The following is a 22,178-nucleotide window of genomic DNA, read 5'->3' as shown; positions in this document are numbered from 1 at the left end:
CTTATAATCGCATGCAAATCATCAGAGAACTGGGCCCGCTGCGGAACGCCTTGCAGAATATCCGGCAGGAAAAATCAACATTGGGTTTGGTTCCAACTATGGGTGCCTTGCACGCGGGTCATATGAAGCTCGTTGAGACTGCAACGGCTCAATGCGATGTTGTTGTGGCCTCTATTTTTGTCAATCCGACGCAATTCGGCGAGGGCGAAGATCTGGATGCCTATCCACGGCAGGAGGCGGCCGATGCCGCTCTTTTGGAAGCGGCGGGTGTGGAGCTGGTCTGGGCACCGACAGTGGATCAGATCTATCCTGATGGTTTTGCCACCAATGTCAGCGTCAGCGGAGTAAGTGCTGGCCTGTGCGGCGGGTCACGGCCCGGCCATTTTGACGGCGTCGCGACAGTGGTTGCAAAATTGTTCAATCAGGTTCGGCCTGACGCAGCCTTTTTTGGCGAGAAGGACTACCAGCAACTGGCTGTCATCAGGCGGATGGCACGCGATCTTGATTTCACGCATGATATTGTCGGTGTGCCAACGGTTCGCGATCCCGATGGCTTGGCTCTGTCTTCTCGCAACGCTTATTTGACGGCCGGCCAGCGCAGTCAGGCGGCAGCTTTGCCCGACGCCATGCGCGACGCGGCCGAGGCGATAAAAGGCGGCGGCGACGTTACCAGTATCTTGGGCGAAGCAGAGGCAAAAATACTGGCATCTGGCTTCCATGAAGTGGATTATTTTGAGCTTAGAAATGCCGATACGCTTGAAAATATGACGGTTTTTGACAATCCGGCCCGTTTATTGGCAGCGGCGCATATCGGCAGCACCAGATTGATTGACAATATCGCTGTAACTTAGGATCAGCGCGGGATGCGTTAACCTTGCAAATTTGTGTAAAATATCGGTTTTATGGCGTTTTTGAACTCTGCCGGACAAGTTTCTGCAGGTTCCGTTAACCATTCTTTTAAGAAATTGCTGTGAAAGTCCACCTGTCGCCAAATGAGGCGCAATAGGAACAGGGACTTGAAGACTATGGGCAACAGCATGAAAAGCGCAGCCTTTTTGATAGAAAGCCGGCTCGCAGAAGCGGCACGGGGCAGCAGCAACGCATATTTTGATCTTGGTGTAATCTATTCCACCGGTTCGGAAGGTGTGGACGTTGATCTGATCGAAGCACATAAATGGTTTAATCTGGCGTCACTATCCGGCCACGATGAAAGCAAAGTTTGCCGGGCAGAAATTTCACTGGAAATGACCGCTCGCGAAATTGCCGAAGCACAGCGCGAAGCGCGCAGCTGGTTGCAGGAAACCTCGCGCCGCGCCGCTTAAAGCGCCTAACCGGATTTCTTGAACGGCCCCATTTCGGCCAGAAATTCAATATCGGCGGCAACCGCCCGCCGTTCCCGGTCCAGATAGTCGGCTATGGCCGACCGGAAACCGGGATCAACAATATAATGAGCGGACCAGGTCGGCACGGGTTGATAGCCGCGCGCCAGTTTATGACTACCTTGCGCTCCTGCCTCGACATATTTCAAGCCCCGCGATATGGCTGCATCGATGGCCTGATAATAGCAAATCTCGAAATGCAGAAGCGGCACATCACGGCTACAGCCCCAATAGCGACCGTATAGAGTCTCTTCACCGATCACATTCAGCGCGCCTGCAATCGGGATGCCGCCCTGAACCGCCAGGATCAGCAACAGCTTTTCGCCCATTTTCTGGTGCAGCAAATCAAATGCGGCGCGGGTCAGATAGGGTGTTCCCCATTTGCGCGCGCCAGTATCCTGATAAAACTGCCAGAAATAGTCCCAATGTTCATCGGTGATATCATCGCCGGAAACATGGATGATTTCTGCCGCTTCCTGCGCCTTCCGGCGTTCTTTTTTTATCGCCTTGCGTTTGCGCGATGACAAGGCCGCGAGAAAATCGTCAAAGTCGGCATAGTCATCATTGCGCCAGTGAAACTGGCTGTCCGTGCGGATCATCCATCCGGCTTCGCGGAAAAAATCGAGCTGGTTTTCGGCTACAAAAGTCGCGTGAACCGAAGAGATGCCGTTATTGGCAGCCAGTTGCTCGGCGGCGCGCAATATCGGTACGGCCATGGTTTCGTCTTTCAGCAGCAGGCGCGGGCCGGGCACAGGCGAGAAGGGGGCAGCAATCTGGATTTTCGGATAATATTGCCCGCCAGCATTTTCAAAGGCATGGGCCCACTGCTGATCAAAAATATACTCGCCCTGGCTATGGGACTTTAAGTAGCTGGGCAGGCAGGCCGCTATCTTTCCCGTTTCATCCTCGATGATGATGGGAAGTGATTTCCAACCAGTCCCGGGTCCGACGCTGCCCGATTCCTCCATCGCCGAAAGGAAGGCATGGGATATGAAAGGATTAGCCGTACCCGCGCAGGCATCCCATTGATCCGCCGACAAGCCAGCAATATCGTCCGCCACGCGGGCGATAATTCCGGTTGGATCGTCGGTTGGTGATGGAGGAGATTCTGACATGTGATGTGGATGCTATCAGGTCTGCGGCATCTCATAAACCGGTTCGTCAGCATGTATCGCTGCGATTTTCTCCTGTTGCGCTGTGCGGACCGTCCAAGTGACGACTGGCAGGCCTCTCTTGCGGTTTGATGCAGCAAAGGATGATGGAAAATCGCGTACATCATAAGCCAGAAAATCAGGCTTTGCCGTCCATAGGCTCTGATGCCGTGCGATCCGTCCTTTCAGGTTCTTGCTGCCCTCTTCCGTCACGACCAGTCCGCGCACGATATGCGCCGCATTTTTGCGAAACCAGGCGGATACCAGCGGGTTGAATGACATGATCGCTGCTTTGCCCGTATAGCCTTCCAGTGCTCGTCGCACAGAAAGGCACAAGGGACCAACCCGCATATCATTGGACTTGATTTCGATCAGTATCGGCACCTGCCCGGCGACTTGCGCGAGTGTAGCGCGAAGGCGCGGGATTTTTCCATGCCCATCATTAAGGTCGATCTGGTCAATGTCGCTGGCGCGCAGATTGGCCAGCCTGCCCTTCTCTCCCGTCAAGCGGTCCAACTCAAAATCGTGAAAAACGAAGGCAGTGCCGTCTTCGGCGGCCTGCACATCACATTCAATGCCATGGCCTTGTCTTATAGCGGCATCAAAGGCCGCCGGACTATTCTCCAAAACACCGTTTCCGTGCAGCCCGCGATGGGCATAGGGCTGGCCTTTCAGGAATGCGACCCGGCCTGGCTCAGGCGCCGGTGCCAGCAGCGCATCAAGCCGGCTTGAGAGCGACAATAGCGTCCACCTCAACCGCAACGCCAAGAGGAAGTGCAGCGACACCGACAGCGCTGCGCGCATGTTGCCCGGCAGCGCCAAAAATGATCTCCATCATGTCAGAGCAGCCATTGGCGACTTTCGGATGATCGGTATAGTCAGCCGTGCTGTTCACGAACACGCCGAGTTTTACGATTCTATCAACCCGGTCCAGTGATCCGGCCGCCTGCTTGATCTGTGCCGCAATCATCAGGGCACAGGCTTTAGCCGCCTGCTGCCCTTCTTCAAGGGTCATGCCATCGCCCAACCGGCCGGTAATCAGCTTGCCATCGGTCATTGATACCTGGCCGCTAATGTGTAGGAGACCGTTGACTTCCACGGCCGGGACATAGGATGCGACAGGCGCGGCGGCCTTAGGAAGCTCTATGCCTTTGTCGTTCAACGCTTTTTCAATATTGTTTGTCATGGCACCAAATCAATCATGTCTTGGCAAACTGGTCAAGCTCTTCCGGCGGCAAATCTATGGTTGGCGCGGCTTTTCCAGATTCAAATTTGTCGATGATCCAGTCAAGCGCATCAGACCAAAGGTCAATGCGGTCATGAGCGGCGGGATTGGTCTTGATATGCTTGGCCAATATCGGTTCACCGACCATTTGCAATCGCCAAACGTCAGGCGCATATTTGGAGACGCTGCCATGTTGATGTCCCAGATCATCGACAAATACGGTCACACTGGGATTATGATCGGCGACAATTTTCGCCAGTGGTTCACCCTTGCCGCCCTGATTGCAATAGACGGGAAAATCAATCCCGACCGCGCGCAACTGGGCTGCTCGGGCATCCCTGCGATCATCGAGAAGATTCGTCAGGATCACGACATCAGCGGTTTCGGATAACCTGTTTATGGCTTCGACAGCGCCATCTATCGCACCCTGCCGATGCATTTCACCGTCAAAAAACTCCTTGAGCATCGGCCAGACAGCATCCTGCGGGACCAATGTGCCATCATGCTTGTGGCGCAGCGCGTCAACAAAACTGCCGGATTCCAGGTCGAAATGGATATGTTTGTCGGCATCCAGCCATTCGCGAAACGGCACGACCATATGCAGCAATACTTCGTCGCAGTCGCTTATCAGAAGCGGCTTCTGGCTCATGTAAAATCTCCGGGATTATTTAGATATTGGGCCGCGGCGGCCAGTTTTTCAGGCGGAACGCCGATGGATTCCGCGCAGGCAACCAGATCGGGTTCATGATTGGCAAGAAATCCCAAAAGCGAGGAAAGCATCGCCGGGTCTTCCAAGCCAGAGCGCAGCTCTCTCGGGTCCAGGCCGGTTAAGGCGAGCAGGCGCTGTGCACGATCTTCGTCCTGCAAGACCCAGCCGAGGGCTTGTAGCGCCAATATTTCGGTTTCTGCAGAGATATTGCTATTTGTTTCCATTTCGGCTTTCGCCTAAAGGGTTAACTGGGCGTTTGGAAGGGGCAAGTCGCACCGTGGCAAAAAGAGTTCTGGTCGTAGAAGATAATGAGCTGAACCTGAAACTGTTCTGCGACCTGCTGCGCGCGCACGGTTTTGTTGTCGAACCGGTGAAAGATGGCCGCGAAGTGCTCGATAAGGCGCGCAGTTTCGTGCCCAATCTGGTGATCATGGATATCCAGCTGCCGCACGTCAGCGGCCTGGACCTGATCGAGCAGATCAAGAAGGACGGACAGCTCAAAGTCATACCCATCATGGCGGTCACTGCCTACGCGGGCAAGGGTGATGAAGACCGGATTTTGACTGCCGGAGCAGAGGCCTATGTTTCAAAGCCCATATCGGTGGCGAAATTTATCGAATCGGTACAGGGCGTCCTGCAACGATAATCGCGATTCAGTTTTTCAAATTTTCAGCAAAAAAGCTTATTTGATTTTCGCTTCTTTGAATTCGACATGCTTGCGCACAACCGGATCATATTTGCGCTGCACCATTTTTTCGGTGAGATTGCGCGGGTTTTTACGGGTTACGTAGAAAAAGCCGGTATCCGCCGTGCTGACGAGTTTGATTTTTACATTGGCTGGTTTCGCCATGGCGCATTCCTTAAAAGCAATTTTCTGAAGGTGCGATTTGCCCAAAAAAGCTGGTGCAATCCGCAGCAATTGAGCGCGCTAATGCTGAAACCCGCGATGATTGTCAAGAAAAAGCATAGGAACGGCCCGTCTGAAACAGTCCCGGCACCATTTACTGCCCATTAACCATATTTTTGCATGGTGCACCGGTAAATGAGGCAATCCTATGGATCATGATCAAAATCTACTCGTTCAGGCAGAAATGCTAGCTTTGCTGGAGGGCATGCCATCTTCTCTGGTGGAAAAGCATCCGGTGCAGTTTCTGATGCATCTGGATCAAATCCGGCAAAAAGCGGCGCAGTATCATTTGACCGCCTTACATGATCTTAGCTGTACGTTTGAATCAGCACTGCAACAGGCGCTGCAAAGCGGTAAAGGAGTCATTGTCGCCGAGTCATATCTGGGTGCCATGCGGGATGCGTTGAAATGCGGACCACTGAACAAGGCTGTGGTGGAAACGTTGATGGCCAATGTAGCGTTGCGATTGGGCGGACAGCCCTAACGGCCAGTCTGTGGATGCATTCCTGACATCTTTATTCGCGCTGCTTGTGGCGGAAATTGGTGATCGGCCGCAGATTTTATGTGCGGCGCTTGCCATTCGCTATGGGCGTGTCACTCCGATAATCTGGGGGTTAGGACTGGCAACGCTGCTCAATTGTCTGATTTCCGCACTTGGCGGTTCTGTGGTGAATGAGTGGATTAGCGAAGAGCCGCTGCGGCTTTTCTATGCTCTTTCTTTGCTGCTTGCAGGCATTGGTATGGTGGCTTGGCGGCGACCGGTTGATCTGCTTGAAAAATGGTCTCTGGGGCCGTTCTGGACATCATTTCTGGGTCTTTTCATTCTGCAATTTGGCGACAAGGGCCAATTCATACTGGCAGCGACAGCCGCGCGTACCGATGCCTGGGTCTTTGCGGCCGCCGGTGGATGGATTGGCGTTATGCTCGCCTGTGTTCCAGCCTTGATATTTCAGGAAAAACTGGCGCAGATGTTGCCGATCCGGACCATCCGCTACACGGGTGGTTCCATATTTCTGATAATCGGTTCGATCATGGCGCTTAGCGCCTGGGGGATATTCTAAAAAGCGGGAAATCCGATTAAAATATTATTTATATATCGATAAATACGATTATATAAAGCCAAGCTTTGCGTTGGCCATGTCGGATGTAAACGCCTATTTTGCTCTCCATAAAGTCCAAGAATGATGGAGAACCGATATGACAACTGGTGACAATGCAAGAAAAGCGCTGGCCGAATCCCTGAATACAGTGCTGGCAAACAGCTTTGCGCTATATTTGAAAACCAAAAACTTCCACTGGCACGTGTCCGGCCCGCATTTCCGCGACTATCATCTGATGTTTGATGATCAGGCCGCGCAAATCTTGGCGACGACGGATGCAATTGCCGAGCGTGTTCGTAAAAATGGCCAGCGGACGCTGACGTCTATTGGTGATATTGCGAAACGGCAGGATATTGCAGATAATGACGCTGGCAAAGTTTCTGCGGAAGATATGCTGAAGGAGCTGCGTCAGGACAATCTGGCGCTGGTGGAAAATCTGCGAACCGCGAAAGAGCTGGCTGGCGAGGCTGGTGACAATGCAACAGACGGCATTATCGACGACTGGACCGACCAAGCCGAAGAGCGGGCGTGGTTTTTACTTGAAAGCGCACAGAGCGCCTGATTTCCGATTGGCAAATCGTTATGGAAGGGCCGGTGGACGAAAGGTTCCGCCGGCCTTTTTCATTGATGCCTGCCTGTCAGACAAAAAAATAGCGGACTTTCGCCCGCTAGATTTTCTCATTCCAGCCTGTGGTCAGGTTGTAACGACTATTTGGAAACCAGATTAACTGCTGCGGTTTTGCCGCGACGGTCCACTTCGAGTTCAAACTCCAGCTTGTCGCCTTCTTCCAAGCCGCTCATGCCAGCGCGTTCGACAGCCGAAATATGGACAAATGCATCTGGCTGGCCATCATCACGCTGGATGAAGCCAAAGCCTTTCATGCTGTTGAAAAATTTGACGGTGCCGCTTGCTTTCTCGCCGGTCAGCTCACGCTGGGGTGGCCCGCCGCGATCTTCGCGCGCGACAGGTTCCGGAGCCTCAATCAGGTCACCTTCAATCTGAATATCAGATGCGGAGACTTTGCCGCCGCGATCAACCAGAGAGAAACGCAAGCCTTGTCCCTCCGCGAGGCCTTTAAGGCCAGCGCGTTCAACCTGACTTATATGCACAAATACGTCGTCACCGCCGGTATCCTGAACAATGAAGCCAAAGCCTTTCTGGGCATTGAAGAATTTCACCTTGCCCGTGCTTTCGCCCACAACCTGATCAGGCATTCCGCCTCCGTGGCCGCCGCCATGGCCACCACCGCGCTGTCCGCCGCTATAACCTGTATCCGGCCGCGTATATCTTTCTACTGGAGGGCCGCTATCACCTTGATACCCATCAAAATTCTCATCGCCAAAGCTATCACGCTTGTCCCGGCCTCTGCCACGCCGGTTTCTGTCAAAACCCATTCTTGAATCGTCTTTCACTTCGTCCGATAAATCAAATCCAATGTCGTAGCGGACGATAGCCCGAGCATTTTCCTACGCGAATCCCGATACCGCGCGGCGTAACCATATAGAAAAACCAAAGCTTATGCGAATAAAAATCCGCATAAGGTTAATTTCGGTTGAATCATATAAGAGTCAAATTCGATCGTTTAAAAGAGCCAGGTCTTTGGATCGGCAATAGGTTCCTGTTTCTGGGCTTTTAAAAGCGCCAAAATGGACCGTACCAAAACCCAGATCGCCAAGGCAATCAGGATAGGAATACCTATCAACACGATCGACAGAACAATCCCGATAACACTGCCAATCAGGCCGATAACAAAGGTCATGATGTGAAACTGCAAATGGCTCTCTTCCCAAGTGCCGGCCACTTCGTCTTTCCAGACAAAGGCCAGAACGACGCCGACAATGCCGGTCACGCCAACAAAGAAACTGGCAATATAAAGCAACGATATTATTGTCGCTTTGTTCATGTCAAAACCGCCTGATGCCGGTTCCGGTGTTTGGTCTGTCATCTCGATCTTCCCCTCTTTAAGGCTTCAAATTCTGAACTTTAACAGCAATCTAATTCTTGCTGTTTAGCCTGTGGTGCGGCACATACTATAGCCATGAGTATTATTTTTAAAAGATTTTCCGGTCCAACAGTGCGGAGCGAAGCGTAATGGCAGTATTTTTCCACGAAGAAGACCTGCCCGAGGGCGTGTTGGCGGATGGGCCAGTGGCCGTGGATACGGAAACCATGGGCTTGCAAACATTGCGGGATCGTCTGTGCCTGCTCCAGATTTCGGACGGCAACGGAGACGAGCATCTCGTCCGGTTTAGTCCCGGTAGTGACTTTGCGGCGCCGAATTTGAAACAGATATTGGCTGATCCCACCCGGACGAAGCTTTATCATTTTGCGCGTTTTGATCTGGCCGCCATCGAATATTATATGGGCGTCATGGCAGAACCGGTTTTTTGCACAAAAATCGCGTCACGACTGATCCGCACCTATACTGATCGCCATGGTCTGAAGGAGCTGGTCCGTGAGCTATTGGGTCAGGATATTTCCAAACAGCAGCAGTCCAGCGATTGGGGAGGACCGGAGCTGAGCGATGCACAGCGGGATTATGCAGCATCCGATGTCCGTTTCCTGCACCGGTTGAAAGACGAGTTGGAAGTTCGTCTGGAACGGGAAGGACGCACCGCGATGGCGCAGGCCTGTTTCGACTTTTTGCCGCACCGGGCGCGGCTTGATATTGCCGGTTGGCCGGAAATCGATATTTTTGCCCATGCCTAGAACATTATGCGGTTCAGCAATGATAAATTTCAACAGGTGCTCTGCGTTTACAGATAGATGACTACCACGACCGAACATATCAAAAACAAGCGTCAGCAATTTGCCTCCCCTGGGGGGAGCCATGACCGTAATATCAGGCTGCTGCGGGTGATATTGCCGCTCGGCGTCGGCGCCTTGGGTGCGGTATTGGCATTGGCACCTTTTACGACCGGCGGTGAGCTCAGCTTTGTGCTTGATAAGGATAGTGTCGATGTTGCCAAAGAACGGATGCGGGTAACCGAAGCACTCTACCGCGGTGAAGATAGTCAGGGCCGCCCATTTTCGATCAAGGCGGGATCTGCAGTGCAGAAAAGTTCACAAGAAGCGGTGGTGGAGTTAAATGATCTATCGGCGCGCATATTGTTAAGCGACGGGCCGGCCCAAATTCGCGCCGGCGCCGGCCGCTATAATATGGACCGGGAGGATGTCACGGTGCCAGGCACTGTTCAGGTGGAAAGCGCCGGCGGATACCGATTGACCACCAATAACGTCACGGTGGACCTGCAAAGCCGGTCATTAAAAAGTGACGCGCCGGTGGAAGGCCGCACGAACCTGGGCACCTTTCGGGCTGATAGCCTGAAAGCTGACATGACCAAACGAACAGTTACACTGGATGGCAACGCAAAGTTGCGTATCGTCCAAAACGGACTAAGAGGGCGATAGATGATCAAACGTTCTTTTCTCGCAGCCTCTTTGGGGGCGTTGGCGGCCACCGCTGGTGTACTGACATTGGCTGGCCCTGCTCCAGCGCAGGTTTTTGGCGGGCATAACAGCAATGCACCGGTGAATTTCGATGCCGGACGCATTGAGGTGCAGGACCGGGCTGACCGCGTAGTTCTTTCTGGCGCGGTGCGCGTTGAGCAGGCGGGCCTTGTCCTGAACTCGGCGCGGATGACGGTGGCTTATCGCAATACCAGCGGCATTGAGGTTGACCGGATTGATGCTTCTGGCGGGGTGACGATCCGCAAAGGGGGTGACACTGCGAGCGGGAACGTCGCGATTTATGACCTGAACCGCCGTCTGATAACATTGGTCGGCGGTGTGACACTGACGCAGGGCAGCAACAGATTGTCCGGTGGCCGGGTGATTATTGATCTGGCGTCAGGCCGTTCGACCATAGATGGCCGTGCCGCCGGTGGCTCCACTCCGGGCACCCGCGGATCTGATGGCCGTGTCTCGGGCACATTCACCGTGCCCCAGCGTACCGACTAAATTTCTCCAAATCGGCGATAACATTAATTTTTGGACCAAGTCTTGCGGTGTTTTATAGGCAGATTGGCGATAAAACATGGCTCTTTCGCGCCAAAAAGAACCATTTTCGATCAATCATGCATAAAGCTTGCCAATTTCGAGTGAATTGGGCCATGTTGTTAACCATTATACAATCTAATCAGGTTCAAACAGGACCTGAACCGAAGGACCAAAATGAACGACGCGACCATTATTGAAACGCCAGCCGTGGCCGACACCGGTTCCGCAATGGCGAGCGACGCCATGGAACATGGCCTGGCCGTTGTGTCTATTGCCAAGAGCTATGACAAACGCTCGGTCCTGTCAGATGTGTCGCTTTCGGTAGGACGCGGCGAAGTCGTAGGCCTGCTTGGCCCTAATGGTGCGGGTAAGACTACCTGCTTCTATTCAGTCATGGGGCTGGTGCGCCCTGATGCGGGCCGGATCATGCTGGATGGCGAGGATATCACGCCGCTTCCCATGTATCGCCGGGCTATATTGGGACTGGGATATTTGCCTCAGGAGACATCGATTTTCCGGGGGATGACAGTGGAGCAGAATATTCTGGCCGTACTCGAAATGGTCGAGAATGACAAAGCGGTCCGGGCAGAAGCTCTTGACCGCTTGCTCGACGAATTTGGCCTCACAAAATTGCGTAATTCGCCCGCCATGGCACTGTCTGGCGGTGAGCGCCGCCGATGTGAAATTGCCCGGGCTTTGGCGGCCGACCCCTCCATCATTTTGTTGGATGAGCCATTTGCGGGCATTGATCCGATTTCGATTTCCGATATTCGCGATCTTGTGGTGCAATTGAAAAATCGCGGCATCGGTGTGCTGATCACCGATCACAATGTCCGCGAGACCCTCGATATCGTGGACCGGGCATGTATCATCTATGATGGTCAGGTCCTGTTTGCGGGCAGCCCGGACGCGCTGGTCAAAGATGAAAATGTGCGGCGGCTGTACCTTGGCGAGGGCTTTGCGCTGTGATTAGGACGAGGCCGATATAATGGCATTGGGGCCGCGTCTTGATTTAAGGCAGAGCCAGTCACTGGTGATGACGCCGCAATTGCAGCAGGCGATCAAGCTGCTGGCATTATCCAATCTCGAGCTGGAAAATTATATTGCCGAAGAGATTGAGAAAAATCCTTTGCTGGACACCGGCGAGCTGAGCGCTGAAGCCAGAGGGGATGAAGGCGGCGACAGTGCAGCAGACCTCTCTCCGGAGCCCGGCACACAAGGCAGTGACGAGATATTGTCTTCTGGTCCCGCCGAAGCGGAATCGACGCTCGACATGGCGGGAGATGCAGATCAGTTTTCAAACAATAGCCTCAGCGAAAGCGATGGCGCTCTGGACGGCGGTCTGGGATTAAATGGCCCCTCTTCGTCGGGCAGCGGTGCTGTGGGCGGTGAGGCGCCGGACTTTGAAAATATGCTGGTGGCCGAAACAACGCTGGCGGAGCATCTGATGGAACAGGCCGGCGCTATATTGTCTGGCAAGGATCTATTCATTGCGCAGCATCTTATCGACCAGATTGACGAATGTGGCTATCTGCAGGCTGATCTGCTGGAATTTGCGCATAGGTTGGGCGTGCAGCTGGACGATGTGAAGCGCATATTAGCCGAGGTCCAGAGCTTGGAACCCGTAGGCGTTGGTGCGCGGGATCTGGCGGAATGCCTGGCGCTGCAGGCCAAGGAAGCGGATCGTTATGATCCTGCGATGGCGCGGCTGATCGACAATCTTGATCTGCTGGCCAAAGGGGCCTTGCCACAACTGAAACGCATGTGCGGAGTGGATGATGAAGATCTGATGGATATGATATCGGAAATCCGCGCCTATGATCCCAAGCCCGGTTGCAAGATTGGCGGCGGGGATGTGCAGGCGGTTGTACCGGATATTTTCATTGCGGAACGCGGAGGCAAATGGCTGATCGAAGTGAATAGCGCTACACTGCCCAAGGTACTGGTAAACCGCACTTACTTTACCGAGTTGAAAGACGGAGCGCAGGACAAGGCGTCCAAGGAATGGCTCAATGACTGCCTTGCCGATGCCAGTTGGCTGGTGAAAGCACTGGATCAGCGGCAGCGGACGATCATCAAGGTTGCCACCGAAATTGTGAAACAGCAGGAAAATTTCTTCCGCCAAGGGGTGGAGCATTTACGACCGCTGACGCTGAAAAATGTGGCTGACAAAATCGAGATGCATGAATCGACCGTTAGCCGGGTGACGTCGAACAAATATCTCTCCTGTTCCCGCGGCACGTTTGAGCTGAAATATTTCTTCACCAGCGGTATTCAGTCCTCGACCGGAGGAGAGGCGGCGTCGGCCGAAGCGGTGAAGAGCCATATCAAAGCGCTGATAGACAATGAGGATCCGAAGAAGATCCTGTCGGACGACAAGCTGGTCGCTCTGCTTAAAGAGAAAGGCTTTGATATCGCCCGGCGTACGGTGGCCAAATATCGCGAAGCGCTGGGGCTTGGTAGTTCGGTGCAACGCCGTAGGCAAAAGGCGCTTGAGGGTAAGGCGGCCTAGCCTGCCCCTATCTCCTTCCGTAACACAATAAATTCCAGCTCCTGCGTCTTCGGCAGACCATAGCGTGGATCATCAAGCGGGAAGGGGCGCCGCTCACCGGTCTGGCTATATCCCCGCCGCTCATAATAGGCGATCAGGTCGGCGCGCTGGAGGATGACGGTCATTTCTATCGCCTGCGCCTGCCAGTGCTCGGCAACATATTGTTCCGACGCGTCGAGCAATTTTTTACCCAGTCCACCCGCTTGGCGGTCAGGGTCAACCGTCAGCAGGCCGAGATAGGCAAGGCCCTTTTTGACGCGCATCAGTTGAACACAACCGGCAATGTCTTCGCCATCCATGGCGAGCAAAATGACCTGGTCTGTGCCCGCAATAATTTCCCGCAAAGCCTCTAAATCGGTTCTCTGACCGCCCAGCAAATCCGCTTCGTGGGTCCAACCGCGCTTGGCGCTGTCACCGCGATAGGCACTTTCCACCAATCCATGCAAGGCAGGTAGATCCTGCGCATTTGCTGTGCGCATATTCATGCCTTGCACCGTCATCGTTCAGCTCCCATCTGCCGGCCGCACACCTTCGGCCTCGATCTGATCATCACCGATCAGCAGCCCGGTGATGATGACCTGCTTTTCCACTTCATCAATTGGCGTGCGGAGCAATTCCAGGCGATAGCGCCGACCATCATCGGATTGCAGAACAAAGCCTGAGCCATCACGGATCAGAAGACCGGTATATTCGCTGTCGTTCGGATTGTCTTTCATCAGGCGTCTGCGAGTAATGCTTCGCTCAATTGCCACAACCGTTCGGCTGCATCATCGTCACAGGCATGCGGCGCAACACAGGCAAAGGGGGGCGAATTTTCGTCCATCAACTGGGCGACATCGCAATCCTCACAGTAAAGCCCGTGCTTGTCATTCAGCAGCGGTGATGTTGCAGCCCACAGGCTGGTCGTGCAGCCTTGCGCCGGTGTCTTGAAACCCGCCTTCGCCAGTTCCGATGGTTCGCCATCTTTATCCAGCCAACCCAATTCAATCTGCTCCTCCACCGGCAAATGGCGTTGCAGCGGTGTAAAAATGCCGCCCGGATGGACCGAAAAGGCTCTCCCGCCAAAACCTGCCATCCGCCGGCTGAGTGCATTGGCGAACAGGGCATTGGCGCTCTTGGACTGCGCATAAGATACCCATTTATTATATTCGCTATTTTCAAACGGGATATCTTCCCACAAAATGCCATTGCGTTTATGCGCGATGGACGACAACGCGACAACGCGCGGCGCATCGGCTTTTTCTAGCAGGGGCATCAAGCCTTTAGTCAGGGCAAAATGACCCATATGATTGATGCCAAACTGGCTTTCCCAACCGGGTCCCACACGCTCCAAGGGACAAGCCATGATGTCGGCATTGTTGATCAACAGGTCCAACTGACTCAGGCTACCACACATGGCATCGGCAAATTTCCGCACCGAAGCAATGTCCGACAGGTCCATGGTCGCAGAAGAAACATCACCTTCCACACCCGACAGATTGTCTGCCGCCTTGGCCTCATCACGCACAGGCACGATCACTTTCGCACCCTTGGCGGCCAGCGCCCTTGTGGTTTCCAGACCAATGCCGGAATAGCCGCCGGTGACAATCGCGATCTTGCCGGTCAGGTCAATGTCAGCCAGCACCTCATGCGGTTCGCTCTTCGCTGGAAAGCCGGAACCGAGTGGTTTCTGATCTGCTGCTGCCATATGGAAATATCCTTCTATTCGGGTTTATGCCCCACTATCTCTGACACAGGCATATAATCATAGCCCAAATCTTCAGCCACGGCGCGATAGGTGACATGGCCGTTCCATACGTTCAACCCCTCGGCCAGATGGATATCATCGCGCAAGGCCGCTTCCCAGCCCTTGTTCGCAATGGCGAGGGCGTGGGGCAGGGTGACGTTGTTCAGCGCATAGGTAGATGTCCGCGATACCGCGCCCGGCATATTGGCCACACAATAATGCACGACATCATCGACCACATAGGTCGGGTCCTGATGGGTTGTCGCTTTGGACGTTTCAAAACAGCCGCCCTGATCAATCGCGACGTCCGCGAGTACCGAACCGGGCCGCATGGTCGATAGCATGTCGCGGGTCACCAGCTTGGGCGCTTCGGCTCCGGGGATCAGCACCGCTCCGATAACCAAATCCGCCTCGGCGACACATTCGGCCAGATTGGCTTTGTTGGAAAAGCGCGTTTTGGCACGCGCTTCAAAATAATTACCCAAGGTTTCCAGCACTTCGGGATTGCGGTCGAGGATCGTTACGTCCGCGCCCAGACCAGCGGCCATCTGCGCCGCATTAAAGCCAACCACGCCGCCGCCAATGACGGTAACCTTGCCCGGCGAAACACCCGGCACGCCGCCGAGCAATATGCCGCGACCGCCATGGGCTTTTTCCAAAGCCGTCGCGCCCGCCTGGATCGACATGCGCCCGGCGACCTGGCTCATTGGTTTGAGCAAGGGCAGACCGCCCGAACCGGTGACGGTTTCATAGGCGATGCATGTCGCCTTTGACTTAACAAGGTCGGCGGTTTGTTCCGGATCGGGAGCAAGGTGGAGATAGGTGAACAAAATCTGCCCTTCCCGCAGCATCGCCCGTTCAGCAGCCTGCGGTTCCTTAACCTTCACCACCATATCGCATTGCTCAAAAATATCGGATGCCTTGGCGGCGATTGTGGCGCCAGCAGCTTCATATTCGGCATCGTCCGCGCCAATGCCGAGGCCGGCGCCGGTCTCAACCAGCACATCATGACCATGGGCGGATAATTCCCGCACCGATTCCGGGGTCAGGCCGACCCGATATTCATGATTTTTGACTTCTTTGGGTGTTCCAACGCGCATGATCGAGTCTCCTAAATATGTTCAGCCGATAATAGCGCAAACTGGGTAAGAATAATTTCGAAATAGTTGTTTCAAAACCCAATATGATGAAATATATTTCCGAAAAATCACAAGATCATCGGAAAAAATTCAATGGATCGACTCGATATCGCATTGTTGGAACATATGCAGCAGGATAGTCAGGTTCCGCTGACCAGCTTGTCTGAAAAAGTCGGTCTGTCGCCATCTGCCTGTCATCGCCGGATCAAGGCGTTGGAAAAAGATGGGGCGATTAAACGCTATGTTGCGGAGTTGGATAACCGCAAAATCGGATTGCAACTGGATGTATTCATAGAGATTCGTCTGACGGCACAAACCGAAATATCTTTTTCGGCCTTTGAAAGTGCAGTTCACCAGATTGACGAAATATTGGAATGCCATCTTATGTCTGGCGAAGCCGATTACCGTCTGCGGGTCGCTGCGCGGGACGTTGCCGACTATGATGATATTCATCGTAATTGTCTGGCGCGCTTGCCCGGCGTTGCTGCAATGCATAGCGCTTTTGCGATTCGTGCGATCAAGAAATGGTCGGGCTATCCGGTGGAGCGTTTACTGGGTTAAAGCGGCTTCATACGTCGAATTGGCACCGGAACTGTGCAAATATTGCCATAGCCGCCATGAGCTTCAATATATTGCAGCAGGGACGGGCTATAGCTGGCAAGATATTCATAGCGCGGCTGTTCGGATACCGGCAACTCGCTGGCCAGCTGAATTGATGTGATCTTTATATGCTCGGATTTGTCGGCATAGAACCCGCCCGCCGCGGTGCCGAGCGGCAGGTTGGTGACATGTTCCAGCCCGTCGATCACCCGCCCGACCATGCCAAAAGTCATGTCGAGACTGCGGGCCGCTTCACCAGTGACGATGGATATTTCCGCACCGGTCCCGGCATCCGGCGGATCATAGTGCGCGGGCGACAAGGCGCCGCGGCAGGTCAACGGAAAGGCCTTGCCATTCTTGGTACCAATCGGCCAGCCTGCGCCAAAGCCGACTTTGCTGCCATAGCTTTCATAAATCATCTTCATCAGCGGCCGGATCTCCGTGCCCTGATATTGATTGCTATAGGTGACAGCAGCATCGAGCGCAGCCATATCGGTATTGCGCTTGGCCCCCAGCGCCGCGTTGAAATAGTCGCTCTCCGGCACGGTTTCCAGATTCTTGGGAACCTGTTTATTGTCAGGATTGCCGCCAAATTGAGTCACGAAATCCTTGGCGACCCGATAGATTTTTGTCCCGTCCCACCAGCGCTGGGCAGCAAATTTGCGAACATTGCGGACATGTGCACCGGACATTTCGGCGGGGATCAGCTGGATCACCGCCTGCCGGCTATTGCCCTCGGCATCGTCGGGCAGGGTGAAGATCATCAGGTCACTGACCGGAATGGGCAGCCAGTGATCAGCGGGCGCGGCGTTGAGAATTTTCTCCGGTGTGGGCTCAGGCTGGGCCGCCTCTTCCTGCGCACGGGCAGGAGCGGCCATCTGCGCCGCTCCGGTCATCAGGGCGGCGAAAAGAAGAAGCATGGATTTTGTGTTGCGAAAAGGGGGCATTTCAAGAGGTTCCTTTTTCAAAGTTCACACAATTCACAGGGTGGTTTTCTCGCCCGCATGGCAGATTGCTCCCTTGGCATCGCGGATGCCGATGGCAGGCTGCGCATAGGCACGACCGAACCTGTCTGGCGGACCAAAGTTCACACAAATCACACCCCGATCATTATCTGCTGGTAGTAAGCAGCGCGAAGGGAGGGATGCAGAATTTGACATGGCCGGAAATTATCGTTTTCGCCGGCAGTAGGAAAGGCAAAATTCACACTTCTTTGCTGGCGCGGTTTAATCCGCCTTCACCCGCCGTACCGGCACCGGAATATTGCAGATATCCGCTCCGCCAGCTGGCTTGATAAAAAACGGATCGCGGCGATTGGCGCGGGCATCGGCATATTGGGCAAAGGCTTTGCTGGCGGTGTCGAGATATTCGAACCGGGGCTGCTCGGCATCGGGCAGGGCGGTGCCCAGCCTGATCGACCGGATTGGCACGCGTTTCTTGGGATCGGTATAAAAGCCCAGCTGCCCCTTGCCGCGTGGCAGACTGGAGAGATGCTCAATGCCTTCGACAATCCGCCCGACCACTGCAATATTGCGATCCAGATGGCGCGGCGCATGGCCGATAACGGTGTAGAGTTCGGCGCCTGTGCCGGTATTGGGCGAGAGGTTACGGCCAACGCCGACGGCCCCGTAGCAGTGGACGGGCCAGGCAGTATCCATGTCGGTTTGGTTAAACTTTATTCGATTTGCTTCCTTACCGACTACTTGATTGTTCATAGCAATCCGCCAGCCACTAAAATATCCGGTTTCTGGTGTATAAGCATCTTGGTTGGAAAAGGTCCTTATGAGGGGTTCGCGAGAACCTGTCTTTCCGTTGATGGTTATGTATCGAACAGTTTTTGAGTACTCACTCTCCGGCACCTCAACCAAACCTTCCGGCAAAGCCTTCTGCTCCGTCTCGCCCGATTCCGGATTGTCGTACCCTGCATCGCCCCATTGTACGACATAATTGTCCTGCACCCGGTTGATGCTGGTGCCGTCCCAGAATTTCGCTGCGGCGAGTTTGCGGATATTGCCAATCCAGCCTTGCGAGAAAGGCGGCGGCATCAGCTGGATGATCACGCGGCGCGCTTCACCCTTGGCATCGGGTGCCAGATCCATGACCAGCAGATCGCTGGCCGCTATAGCCTGCCAGTCGCTCGCTGGCGCCGCATCGACTATCGCATTGGGGCTGGGATATTCTTTTTTTTCAGGCTCTTGCGCTGAAAGGGAAGAAGCCGCCATCAGGGCGACAAGCGATGTGACGAATGGATATTTTTTCATGATCCCACCCTAACCCCAAGCAATGACTTGCGAAAGAGCGATTCGCACACTAGGGGAAGCGGCGCTGTCAGAATTTCGACCGTCTGATGATTCTGACCAGCATTGCGGAGCCGTGGCAGAGTGGTCGATCGCGCACGCTTGGAAAGCGTGTATAGGGCAACCTATCGAGGGTTCGAATCCCTCCGGCTCCGCCATTTTTTCCTAAGCCAAATATCCGGTATGGGGCACAACGCTGGTCTGGCTTATCCCAGCACCGCATGATTGCGCTTGCCATCGGAGGTAATCGTAACCTTCTCGCCAATCAGATCCCTGTCTTCCGGCGGGTTGTCCAGCAGGCCGATGCAGGGCACGCCATTTGCGTCCTGTAACCACAAGGTCGCGGCTCCGGCGACACCTTTTACATAGGGTAGCGCATAGCTTTTGATCACGCCATCACCTGACGCGAAATGATCGGGCTTTGTCCCTTCATCGGGTGGCAGGGCATTGGGCGTCGCGATCCGGTCTGGTGACCATCCGCCTGCCAGTGGCTGTGCCGCGTAAATGCCAACCGATTCCTTGTTGATCGCGCCGCCGTTGGCTGAGATCATGCCGGGCTTGCTACCATCCTGGCGCAGTGCCTGCACCAAAGCGACAATGGCATGGGTGCTGTAACTATTGCCGGGTCCGCCAAAGAAGCTCAGCCCGCCGGTCAGCGTGTAGCTCGCCAAAGCCCGATCGGGTTGGTTCAGCGCCTCCATCACCAGCGACACCGCGACCGGGAAACAGCTGTAAATATCAATCGGACCGATATCGCTCGCCTGCCGCTCGGCAAGGTCGAGCGCCTTACTCACCGCCCATTCGACGGCAGGGGATCGCGACAGGTCCATTTGCTGGCTGATGATCGGGACGCTCGCATCCGCGCCGCTGTGCAGGTAGATCATCTTGTCTTCGGCAATGCCGAGATCTTCCGCATGACCCGCAGTCGTGACGATTACCGCTGCACCCAGAGCCACTGCATCCTGCGCCACCATCCAGCGGCGATAAGGATCATTAAGCTGATAATTGCCGCCATCATCCTGCAGCAATAGTTCCGCACTCCAGTCTTTCGCAAATTGCGCATGCTCGCGGGTGGCGGCGACCGAGGAGAAAGCAGACCATAGTTCTGCCATTTCCGCTGCATAGCTTGCCCGGTCCATATTGAGGCGGCTGCGACGCGCGTTCTCCAGCAGGCCATAGGCCATCGGCATGGAGATAATCCCGTGGCGGAACTCATACATGGTGAGCACCGGAAATTCCGTGCGCTTGTCGACAAAGTCCCGATCCGAAGGCTGGTTCCAATCCATCTCATGGCCGGCCTTCTTGGCGCGCTTCACCGTGCCGATGGATTCCGAACCGCACAGAAGAGCTGCCTTGATTTTCCCTTCGTGCAGTTGGACCGCGAGCTCGTTCAGATGTTTTTGCGGACTTTGACCGCCGACATCGCCGTAAATCAGCTGCGCCGGATCAAGGCCAGCCGCCTGCGCAATCGCATCGGGGAAATTGTTCGGAGACCCATAATCATGCCCAACGCCGCTGTCATAGAACAGGCGGGTGGCGAGGAGACAATCAATCGATGCGCCGAGCTTGTCTGCCGCGCCGCTGTCGGTCAGTGCGGCTTTTGCTGCAGCCGAAGCCAGGTCAACCGGCGAGGGCCATTCCAGCCCCAATGCCTGCTTCAGCGATTGCCCGCTGGCTTCCCCCACACCAATAAGAACAGGTGCTTGGCGGTCCGAAATTGTCATGCGTGAAAGTCCCTCAAAATAAACAGTTCATCGATCGATTAAAACTGATAACAGACACGCATATTCATGCACCTAATAATTTGAGGATAAATTGATGAGCGGATGGCCGGAACTGAAATGGGATGTCGAACCAACCGGGCCGCTAAAGGGCCTGAAAATACTGGACATGTCTACGGTTGTTCTTGGCCCGTTTGCGACTCTCAATTTTGCCGACATGGGCGCAGAGGTCATCAAGGTTGAAAATGACAGCGGCAAGTTTCCCGGGGACATGATGCGCCATGCCGGCGATAGTCCGACCGGTGATCTCGGCCCGATTTTCACCTCGCTCAACCGCAACAAGAAATCTATCACGCTCAATGCCAAGGAAGAAGCCGACAAGGCGGTGATTGTCGAGCTGCTTAAACATGCTGATGTGTTTTTCCATAATGTTCGGCTCGCCGGAATGGAGCGGCTGGGCCTGGATTATGAGTCGGTCAAGGCAATCAACCCGGGCATTGTTTATGTTCATTGCGCGGGCTTTGGCCAAGGCGGTGAATATTCCCACCGGCAGGCTTATGATGACTTGATCCAATGTTCCTCCGGCTTTGCGTCGCTGTTTGAAAAGCGCGGTGACAGCGGGCGGCCCCTTTATATGCCGTCGCTGGTCGCAGACAAAACCATCGGGCTGTTCGCGGTCAACGCGACGCTGGCGGCCATGTATCACAAGGAAAAAACCGGCGAGGGCCAGTTTGTCCAGGTACCGATGTTCGAAGCCTTTACCTGGTTCAATATGGTCGAGAATCTATGGGGTGAAACCTTCATTCCCGGCAATGGCCGCCTCGCCTACACGCGTTCGATTAATCCCAATCGCAAGCCTTATCCGACCAAGGACGGTTATATCGGCCTCGTTCCTTATAGCGACGGGCAATGGGAAACCTTCTTTGAGCTGGGCGGCAAGCCTGGCGTGTTTGAAGAACCGCGCTTCGCTACCTATTCCGAACGCACCAAGAATATTACTGCGCTCTATGCACTCATTGAAGAGATTGCCTCGACCAAGACAACGGACGAATGGCTGGAGCTGCTCGACGAGCATAATATTCCCGCAATGCGCTATAACCAGATGGCTGATGTGCTTGAAGATCCGCATCTCCAGCAAGTCGGTTTCTGGACCGAGCGTGAAGGCGAGAAGATCGGCAAATATCGCTCGATCAAGCATCCCGTCCACTATTCTGCCAGCCCCGCCAATATCTATGCCGATCCGCCGACACTGGGCGCGGACAATGACGAAATCCGCGACGCGGTCGGACTACCCAAAACGGAGGATGCATCATGAGCGACAATGACACAGCACCGGTTCACGTCATGGCCAATTTCACCGTCCATGATGCGGCCAAATATCGCGTCTATGAAAAAGGCTTTTTCCCGATTCTGAAAAAACATGGCGGGACGTTCATTACCTTTGATGACGACAGCACTACCTTTGAAGGCAGCGCACCGCCCAAAGGGCGCGTGGTTCTATTCAAATTCCCGAGCGCGGCGGCTGCGACAGCCTGGTATAATGATCCCGACTATCAGGCTTTGTCCGAACATCGCCGGGCCGGGACGGAGCTCAAATTCCTGACGATGCTGCATCCGATTCCTGAGCAGTGATCGATTCGATAGTTTGCAAAAACTGCCGTCTACCTAAACGA

General features: G+C 54.5%; 29 protein-coding genes and 1 tRNA gene. 15 read left to right on the top strand and 15 right to left on the bottom strand.

The genetic code is table 11. The features are described from left to right. The first annotated feature begins 11 nt into the window (after positions 1-11). Both panC and DK507_RS02965 read left to right on the top strand, forming a co-directional pair. Positions 12-851 carry a pantoate--beta-alanine ligase gene (gene panC / locus DK507_RS02970; RefSeq protein WP_109354675.1) on the top strand — a complete coding sequence of 280 codons (840 nt, stop codon included), beginning with the start codon at positions 12-14 and terminating at the stop codon, positions 849-851. 174 nt (positions 852-1,025) lie between these two features. Beyond that, positions 1,026-1,322: an SEL1-like repeat protein gene (locus tag DK507_RS02965; RefSeq protein ID WP_109354674.1), complete on the top strand. Its 297-nt coding sequence runs from the start codon at positions 1,026-1,028 to the stop codon at positions 1,320-1,322. Positions 1,323-1,327: 5 nt separating this feature from the next. On the opposite strand, the gene DK507_RS02960 is transcribed toward DK507_RS02965, so the two are convergent. The 5 genes from DK507_RS02960 to DK507_RS02940 are packed head-to-tail and all read right to left on the bottom strand — an operon-like array spanning position 1,328 to position 4,688. After that, positions 1,328-2,494: a GNAT family N-acetyltransferase gene (locus DK507_RS02960; RefSeq protein ID WP_109354673.1), complete on the bottom strand. Its 1,167-nt coding sequence runs from the start codon at positions 2,492-2,494 to the stop codon at positions 1,328-1,330. Positions 2,495-2,509: 15 nt separating this feature from the next. Further along, positions 2,510-3,286, bottom strand: coding sequence for a glycerophosphodiester phosphodiesterase family protein (locus DK507_RS02955; RefSeq protein WP_254054232.1), 777 nt, complete (start codon positions 3,284-3,286; stop codon positions 2,510-2,512). Beyond that, positions 3,249-3,716, bottom strand: coding sequence for a RidA family protein (locus DK507_RS02950; RefSeq protein WP_109354671.1), 468 nt, complete (start codon positions 3,714-3,716; stop codon positions 3,249-3,251). The genes DK507_RS02955 and DK507_RS02950 overlap by 38 nt, the downstream gene beginning before the upstream one ends. Before the next feature lie 13 nt (positions 3,717-3,729). After that, positions 3,730-4,404: a hypothetical protein gene (locus DK507_RS02945; RefSeq protein WP_109354667.1), complete on the bottom strand. Its 675-nt coding sequence runs from the start codon at positions 4,402-4,404 to the stop codon at positions 3,730-3,732. Beyond that, on the bottom strand, positions 4,401-4,688 hold the full coding sequence (locus DK507_RS02940; protein ID WP_109354666.1) for a DUF3572 domain-containing protein: 288 nt from the start codon (positions 4,686-4,688) through the stop codon (positions 4,401-4,403). Before DK507_RS02940 ends, DK507_RS02945 begins: the two co-directional genes overlap by 4 nt. Positions 4,689-4,741: 53 nt before the next feature. Here DK507_RS02940 and DK507_RS02935 point away from each other — a divergent pair, with 53 nt between their 5' ends. Further along, on the top strand, positions 4,742-5,110 hold the full coding sequence (locus tag DK507_RS02935; RefSeq protein WP_109354665.1) for a response regulator: 369 nt from the start codon (positions 4,742-4,744) through the stop codon (positions 5,108-5,110). A 36-nt stretch (positions 5,111-5,146) separates the two neighbouring features. Here DK507_RS02935 and rpmG read toward each other — a convergent pair whose 3' ends face one another. Further along, positions 5,147-5,314 carry a 50S ribosomal protein L33 gene (gene rpmG, locus DK507_RS02930; RefSeq protein WP_066741431.1) on the bottom strand — a complete coding sequence of 56 codons (168 nt, stop codon included), beginning with the start codon at positions 5,312-5,314 and terminating at the stop codon, positions 5,147-5,149. 205 nt (positions 5,315-5,519) lie between these two features. On the opposite strand from rpmG, the gene DK507_RS02925 reads away from it, so the two are divergent. The 3 genes from DK507_RS02925 (at position 5,520) to DK507_RS02915 (ending at position 7,033) form a co-directional block, all read left to right on the top strand. Then, on the top strand, positions 5,520-5,855 hold the full coding sequence (locus tag DK507_RS02925) for a hypothetical protein (protein ID WP_109354663.1): 336 nt from the start codon (positions 5,520-5,522) through the stop codon (positions 5,853-5,855). Between the two features lie 10 nt (positions 5,856-5,865). Continuing rightward, positions 5,866-6,432, top strand: coding sequence for a TMEM165/GDT1 family protein (locus DK507_RS02920; protein WP_109354662.1), 567 nt, complete (start codon positions 5,866-5,868; stop codon positions 6,430-6,432). A gap of 136 nt (positions 6,433-6,568) precedes the next feature. Beyond that, positions 6,569-7,033: a Dps family protein gene (locus DK507_RS02915; RefSeq protein ID WP_109354661.1), complete on the top strand. Its 465-nt coding sequence runs from the start codon at positions 6,569-6,571 to the stop codon at positions 7,031-7,033. Between the two features lie 146 nt (positions 7,034-7,179). On the opposite strand, the gene DK507_RS18150 is transcribed toward DK507_RS02915, so the two are convergent. Continuing rightward, the gene (locus DK507_RS18150) at positions 7,180-7,866 is read right to left on the bottom strand and encodes a cold-shock protein (RefSeq protein ID WP_109354660.1); all 687 of its coding nucleotides are present in this window, start codon (positions 7,864-7,866) and stop codon (positions 7,180-7,182) included. 188 nt (positions 7,867-8,054) lie between these two features. Beyond that, positions 8,055-8,417, bottom strand: a complete 363-nt coding sequence (locus DK507_RS02905) for a DUF4870 domain-containing protein (protein WP_109354656.1) — start codon at positions 8,415-8,417, stop codon at positions 8,055-8,057. Positions 8,418-8,563: 146 nt separating this feature from the next. On the opposite strand from DK507_RS02905, the gene DK507_RS02900 reads away from it, so the two are divergent. The 5 genes from DK507_RS02900 (at position 8,564) to rpoN (ending at position 12,983) form a co-directional block, all read left to right on the top strand. Beyond that, entirely contained in the window at positions 8,564-9,181 is a 618-nt protein-coding gene (locus tag DK507_RS02900; RefSeq protein ID WP_109354655.1) for a ribonuclease D, read from the top strand. Between the two features lie 57 nt (positions 9,182-9,238). Continuing rightward, a complete protein-coding gene (lptC, locus tag DK507_RS02895; RefSeq protein WP_109354654.1) occupies positions 9,239-9,883 on the top strand; it encodes an LPS export ABC transporter periplasmic protein LptC in 645 nt (214 codons plus the stop codon). A 3-nt stretch (positions 9,884-9,886) separates the two neighbouring features. Then, a complete protein-coding gene (locus DK507_RS02890) occupies positions 9,887-10,432 on the top strand; it encodes an LptA/OstA family protein (protein ID WP_109354857.1) in 546 nt (181 codons plus the stop codon). Positions 10,433-10,699: 267 nt separating this feature from the next. Further along, complete coding sequence (gene lptB / locus DK507_RS02885; RefSeq protein WP_254054244.1) at positions 10,700-11,440, top strand: LPS export ABC transporter ATP-binding protein; 741 nt, start codon at positions 10,700-10,702, stop codon at positions 11,438-11,440. Positions 11,441-11,459: 19 nt separating this feature from the next. Next, on the top strand, positions 11,460-12,983 hold the full coding sequence (gene rpoN, locus DK507_RS02880) for an RNA polymerase factor sigma-54 (protein WP_109354650.1): 1,524 nt from the start codon (positions 11,460-11,462) through the stop codon (positions 12,981-12,983). Here the strand turns inward: rpoN and DK507_RS02875 are convergent. Genes DK507_RS02875 through ald form a run of 4 tightly spaced genes read right to left on the bottom strand, consistent with a single transcriptional unit; the run spans position 12,980 to position 15,848 of the window. Next, complete coding sequence (locus tag DK507_RS02875; protein ID WP_109354649.1) at positions 12,980-13,522, bottom strand: GNAT family N-acetyltransferase; 543 nt, start codon at positions 13,520-13,522, stop codon at positions 12,980-12,982. The two genes, rpoN and DK507_RS02875, sit on opposite strands and share 4 nt — an antisense overlap. A 3-nt stretch (positions 13,523-13,525) precedes the next feature. Further along, complete coding sequence (locus tag DK507_RS02870) at positions 13,526-13,738, bottom strand: DUF5818 domain-containing protein (protein WP_109354642.1); 213 nt, start codon at positions 13,736-13,738, stop codon at positions 13,526-13,528. Continuing rightward, complete coding sequence (locus tag DK507_RS02865) at positions 13,738-14,709, bottom strand: oxidoreductase (protein ID WP_109354641.1); 972 nt, start codon at positions 14,707-14,709, stop codon at positions 13,738-13,740. The genes DK507_RS02870 and DK507_RS02865 overlap by 1 nt, the downstream gene beginning before the upstream one ends. Positions 14,710-14,723: 14 nt before the next feature. Further along, the gene (gene ald / locus DK507_RS02860; protein WP_109354640.1) at positions 14,724-15,848 is read right to left on the bottom strand and encodes an alanine dehydrogenase; all 1,125 of its coding nucleotides are present in this window, start codon (positions 15,846-15,848) and stop codon (positions 14,724-14,726) included. Positions 15,849-15,980: 132 nt separating this feature from the next. On the opposite strand from ald, the gene DK507_RS02855 reads away from it, so the two are divergent. Continuing rightward, complete coding sequence (locus tag DK507_RS02855) at positions 15,981-16,448, top strand: Lrp/AsnC family transcriptional regulator (protein WP_109354639.1); 468 nt, start codon at positions 15,981-15,983, stop codon at positions 16,446-16,448. Here DK507_RS02855 and DK507_RS02850 read toward each other — a convergent pair. Further along, complete coding sequence (locus tag DK507_RS02850; RefSeq protein ID WP_162558861.1) at positions 16,445-17,407, bottom strand: peptidylprolyl isomerase; 963 nt, start codon at positions 17,405-17,407, stop codon at positions 16,445-16,447. The two genes, DK507_RS02855 and DK507_RS02850, sit on opposite strands and share 4 nt — an antisense overlap. 306 nt (positions 17,408-17,713) lie before the next feature. Then, a complete protein-coding gene (locus DK507_RS02845; protein WP_109354637.1) occupies positions 17,714-18,748 on the bottom strand; it encodes a peptidylprolyl isomerase in 1,035 nt (344 codons plus the stop codon). Between the two features lie 106 nt (positions 18,749-18,854). Here DK507_RS02845 and DK507_RS02840 point away from each other — a divergent pair. Beyond that, a tRNA-Ser gene (locus DK507_RS02840) sits at positions 18,855-18,942 on the top strand. Positions 18,943-18,990: 48 nt separating this feature from the next. Here DK507_RS02840 and DK507_RS02835 read toward each other — a convergent pair. Next, positions 18,991-20,508, bottom strand: a complete 1,518-nt coding sequence (locus DK507_RS02835) for a hypothetical protein (protein ID WP_109354636.1) — start codon at positions 20,506-20,508, stop codon at positions 18,991-18,993. Positions 20,509-20,602: 94 nt separating this feature from the next. Between DK507_RS02835 and DK507_RS02830 the strand changes: the two genes are divergently transcribed. Beyond that, positions 20,603-21,820: a CaiB/BaiF CoA-transferase family protein gene (locus DK507_RS02830; RefSeq protein ID WP_109354635.1), complete on the top strand. Its 1,218-nt coding sequence runs from the start codon at positions 20,603-20,605 to the stop codon at positions 21,818-21,820. Continuing rightward, complete coding sequence (locus tag DK507_RS02825; protein ID WP_109354634.1) at positions 21,817-22,137, top strand: DUF1330 domain-containing protein; 321 nt, start codon at positions 21,817-21,819, stop codon at positions 22,135-22,137. Before DK507_RS02830 ends, DK507_RS02825 begins: the two co-directional genes overlap by 4 nt. Positions 22,138-22,178 lie beyond the last annotated feature (41 nt).

It is taken from the genome of Sphingorhabdus sp. EL138, from assembly GCF_900258045.1.
GTDB lineage: Bacteria > Pseudomonadota > Alphaproteobacteria > Sphingomonadales > Sphingomonadaceae > Parasphingorhabdus.
The sequence above is the reverse complement of the archived record's forward strand: the minus strand, read 5'-3'. Positions and strand labels throughout refer to the sequence as shown.

Coding starts and splice junctions, on each gene's coding strand:
- panC (WP_109354675.1), top strand. CDS start 12: ATGCAAATCATCAGAGAACTGGGCCCGCTGCGGAACGCCTTGCAGAAT.
- DK507_RS02965 (WP_109354674.1), top strand. CDS start 1,026: ATGGGCAACAGCATGAAAAGCGCAGCCTTTTTGATAGAAAGCCGGCTC.
- DK507_RS02960 (WP_109354673.1), bottom strand. CDS start 2,494: ATGTCAGAATCTCCTCCATCACCAACCGACGATCCAACCGGAATTATC.
- DK507_RS02950 (WP_109354671.1), bottom strand. CDS start 3,716: ATGACAAACAATATTGAAAAAGCGTTGAACGACAAAGGCATAGAGCTT.
- DK507_RS02945 (WP_109354667.1), bottom strand. CDS start 4,404: ATGAGCCAGAAGCCGCTTCTGATAAGCGACTGCGACGAAGTATTGCTG.
- DK507_RS02940 (WP_109354666.1), bottom strand. CDS start 4,688: ATGGAAACAAATAGCAATATCTCTGCAGAAACCGAAATATTGGCGCTA.
- rpmG (WP_066741431.1), bottom strand. CDS start 5,314: ATGGCGAAACCAGCCAATGTAAAAATCAAACTCGTCAGCACGGCGGAT.
- DK507_RS02925 (WP_109354663.1), top strand. CDS start 5,520: ATGGATCATGATCAAAATCTACTCGTTCAGGCAGAAATGCTAGCTTTG.
- DK507_RS02915 (WP_109354661.1), top strand. CDS start 6,569: ATGACAACTGGTGACAATGCAAGAAAAGCGCTGGCCGAATCCCTGAAT.
- DK507_RS18150 (WP_109354660.1), bottom strand. CDS start 7,866: ATGGGTTTTGACAGAAACCGGCGTGGCAGAGGCCGGGACAAGCGTGAT.
- DK507_RS02905 (WP_109354656.1), bottom strand. CDS start 8,417: ATGACAGACCAAACACCGGAACCGGCATCAGGCGGTTTTGACATGAAC.
- DK507_RS02900 (WP_109354655.1), top strand. CDS start 8,564: ATGGCAGTATTTTTCCACGAAGAAGACCTGCCCGAGGGCGTGTTGGCG.
- lptC (WP_109354654.1), top strand. CDS start 9,239: ATGACTACCACGACCGAACATATCAAAAACAAGCGTCAGCAATTTGCC.
- lptB (WP_254054244.1), top strand. CDS start 10,700: ATGGCGAGCGACGCCATGGAACATGGCCTGGCCGTTGTGTCTATTGCC.
- rpoN (WP_109354650.1), top strand. CDS start 11,460: ATGGCATTGGGGCCGCGTCTTGATTTAAGGCAGAGCCAGTCACTGGTG.
- DK507_RS02875 (WP_109354649.1), bottom strand. CDS start 13,522: ATGACGGTGCAAGGCATGAATATGCGCACAGCAAATGCGCAGGATCTA.
- DK507_RS02870 (WP_109354642.1), bottom strand. CDS start 13,738: ATGAAAGACAATCCGAACGACAGCGAATATACCGGTCTTCTGATCCGT.
- DK507_RS02865 (WP_109354641.1), bottom strand. CDS start 14,709: ATGGCAGCAGCAGATCAGAAACCACTCGGTTCCGGCTTTCCAGCGAAG.
- ald (WP_109354640.1), bottom strand. CDS start 15,848: ATGCGCGTTGGAACACCCAAAGAAGTCAAAAATCATGAATATCGGGTC.
- DK507_RS02855 (WP_109354639.1), top strand. CDS start 15,981: ATGGATCGACTCGATATCGCATTGTTGGAACATATGCAGCAGGATAGT.
- DK507_RS02850 (WP_162558861.1), bottom strand. CDS start 17,407: ATGCTTCTTCTTTTCGCCGCCCTGATGACCGGAGCGGCGCAGATGGCC.
- DK507_RS02845 (WP_109354637.1), bottom strand. CDS start 18,748: ATGAAAAAATATCCATTCGTCACATCGCTTGTCGCCCTGATGGCGGCT.
- DK507_RS02835 (WP_109354636.1), bottom strand. CDS start 20,508: ATGACAATTTCGGACCGCCAAGCACCTGTTCTTATTGGTGTGGGGGAA.
- DK507_RS02830 (WP_109354635.1), top strand. CDS start 20,603: ATGAGCGGATGGCCGGAACTGAAATGGGATGTCGAACCAACCGGGCCG.
- DK507_RS02825 (WP_109354634.1), top strand. CDS start 21,817: ATGAGCGACAATGACACAGCACCGGTTCACGTCATGGCCAATTTCACC.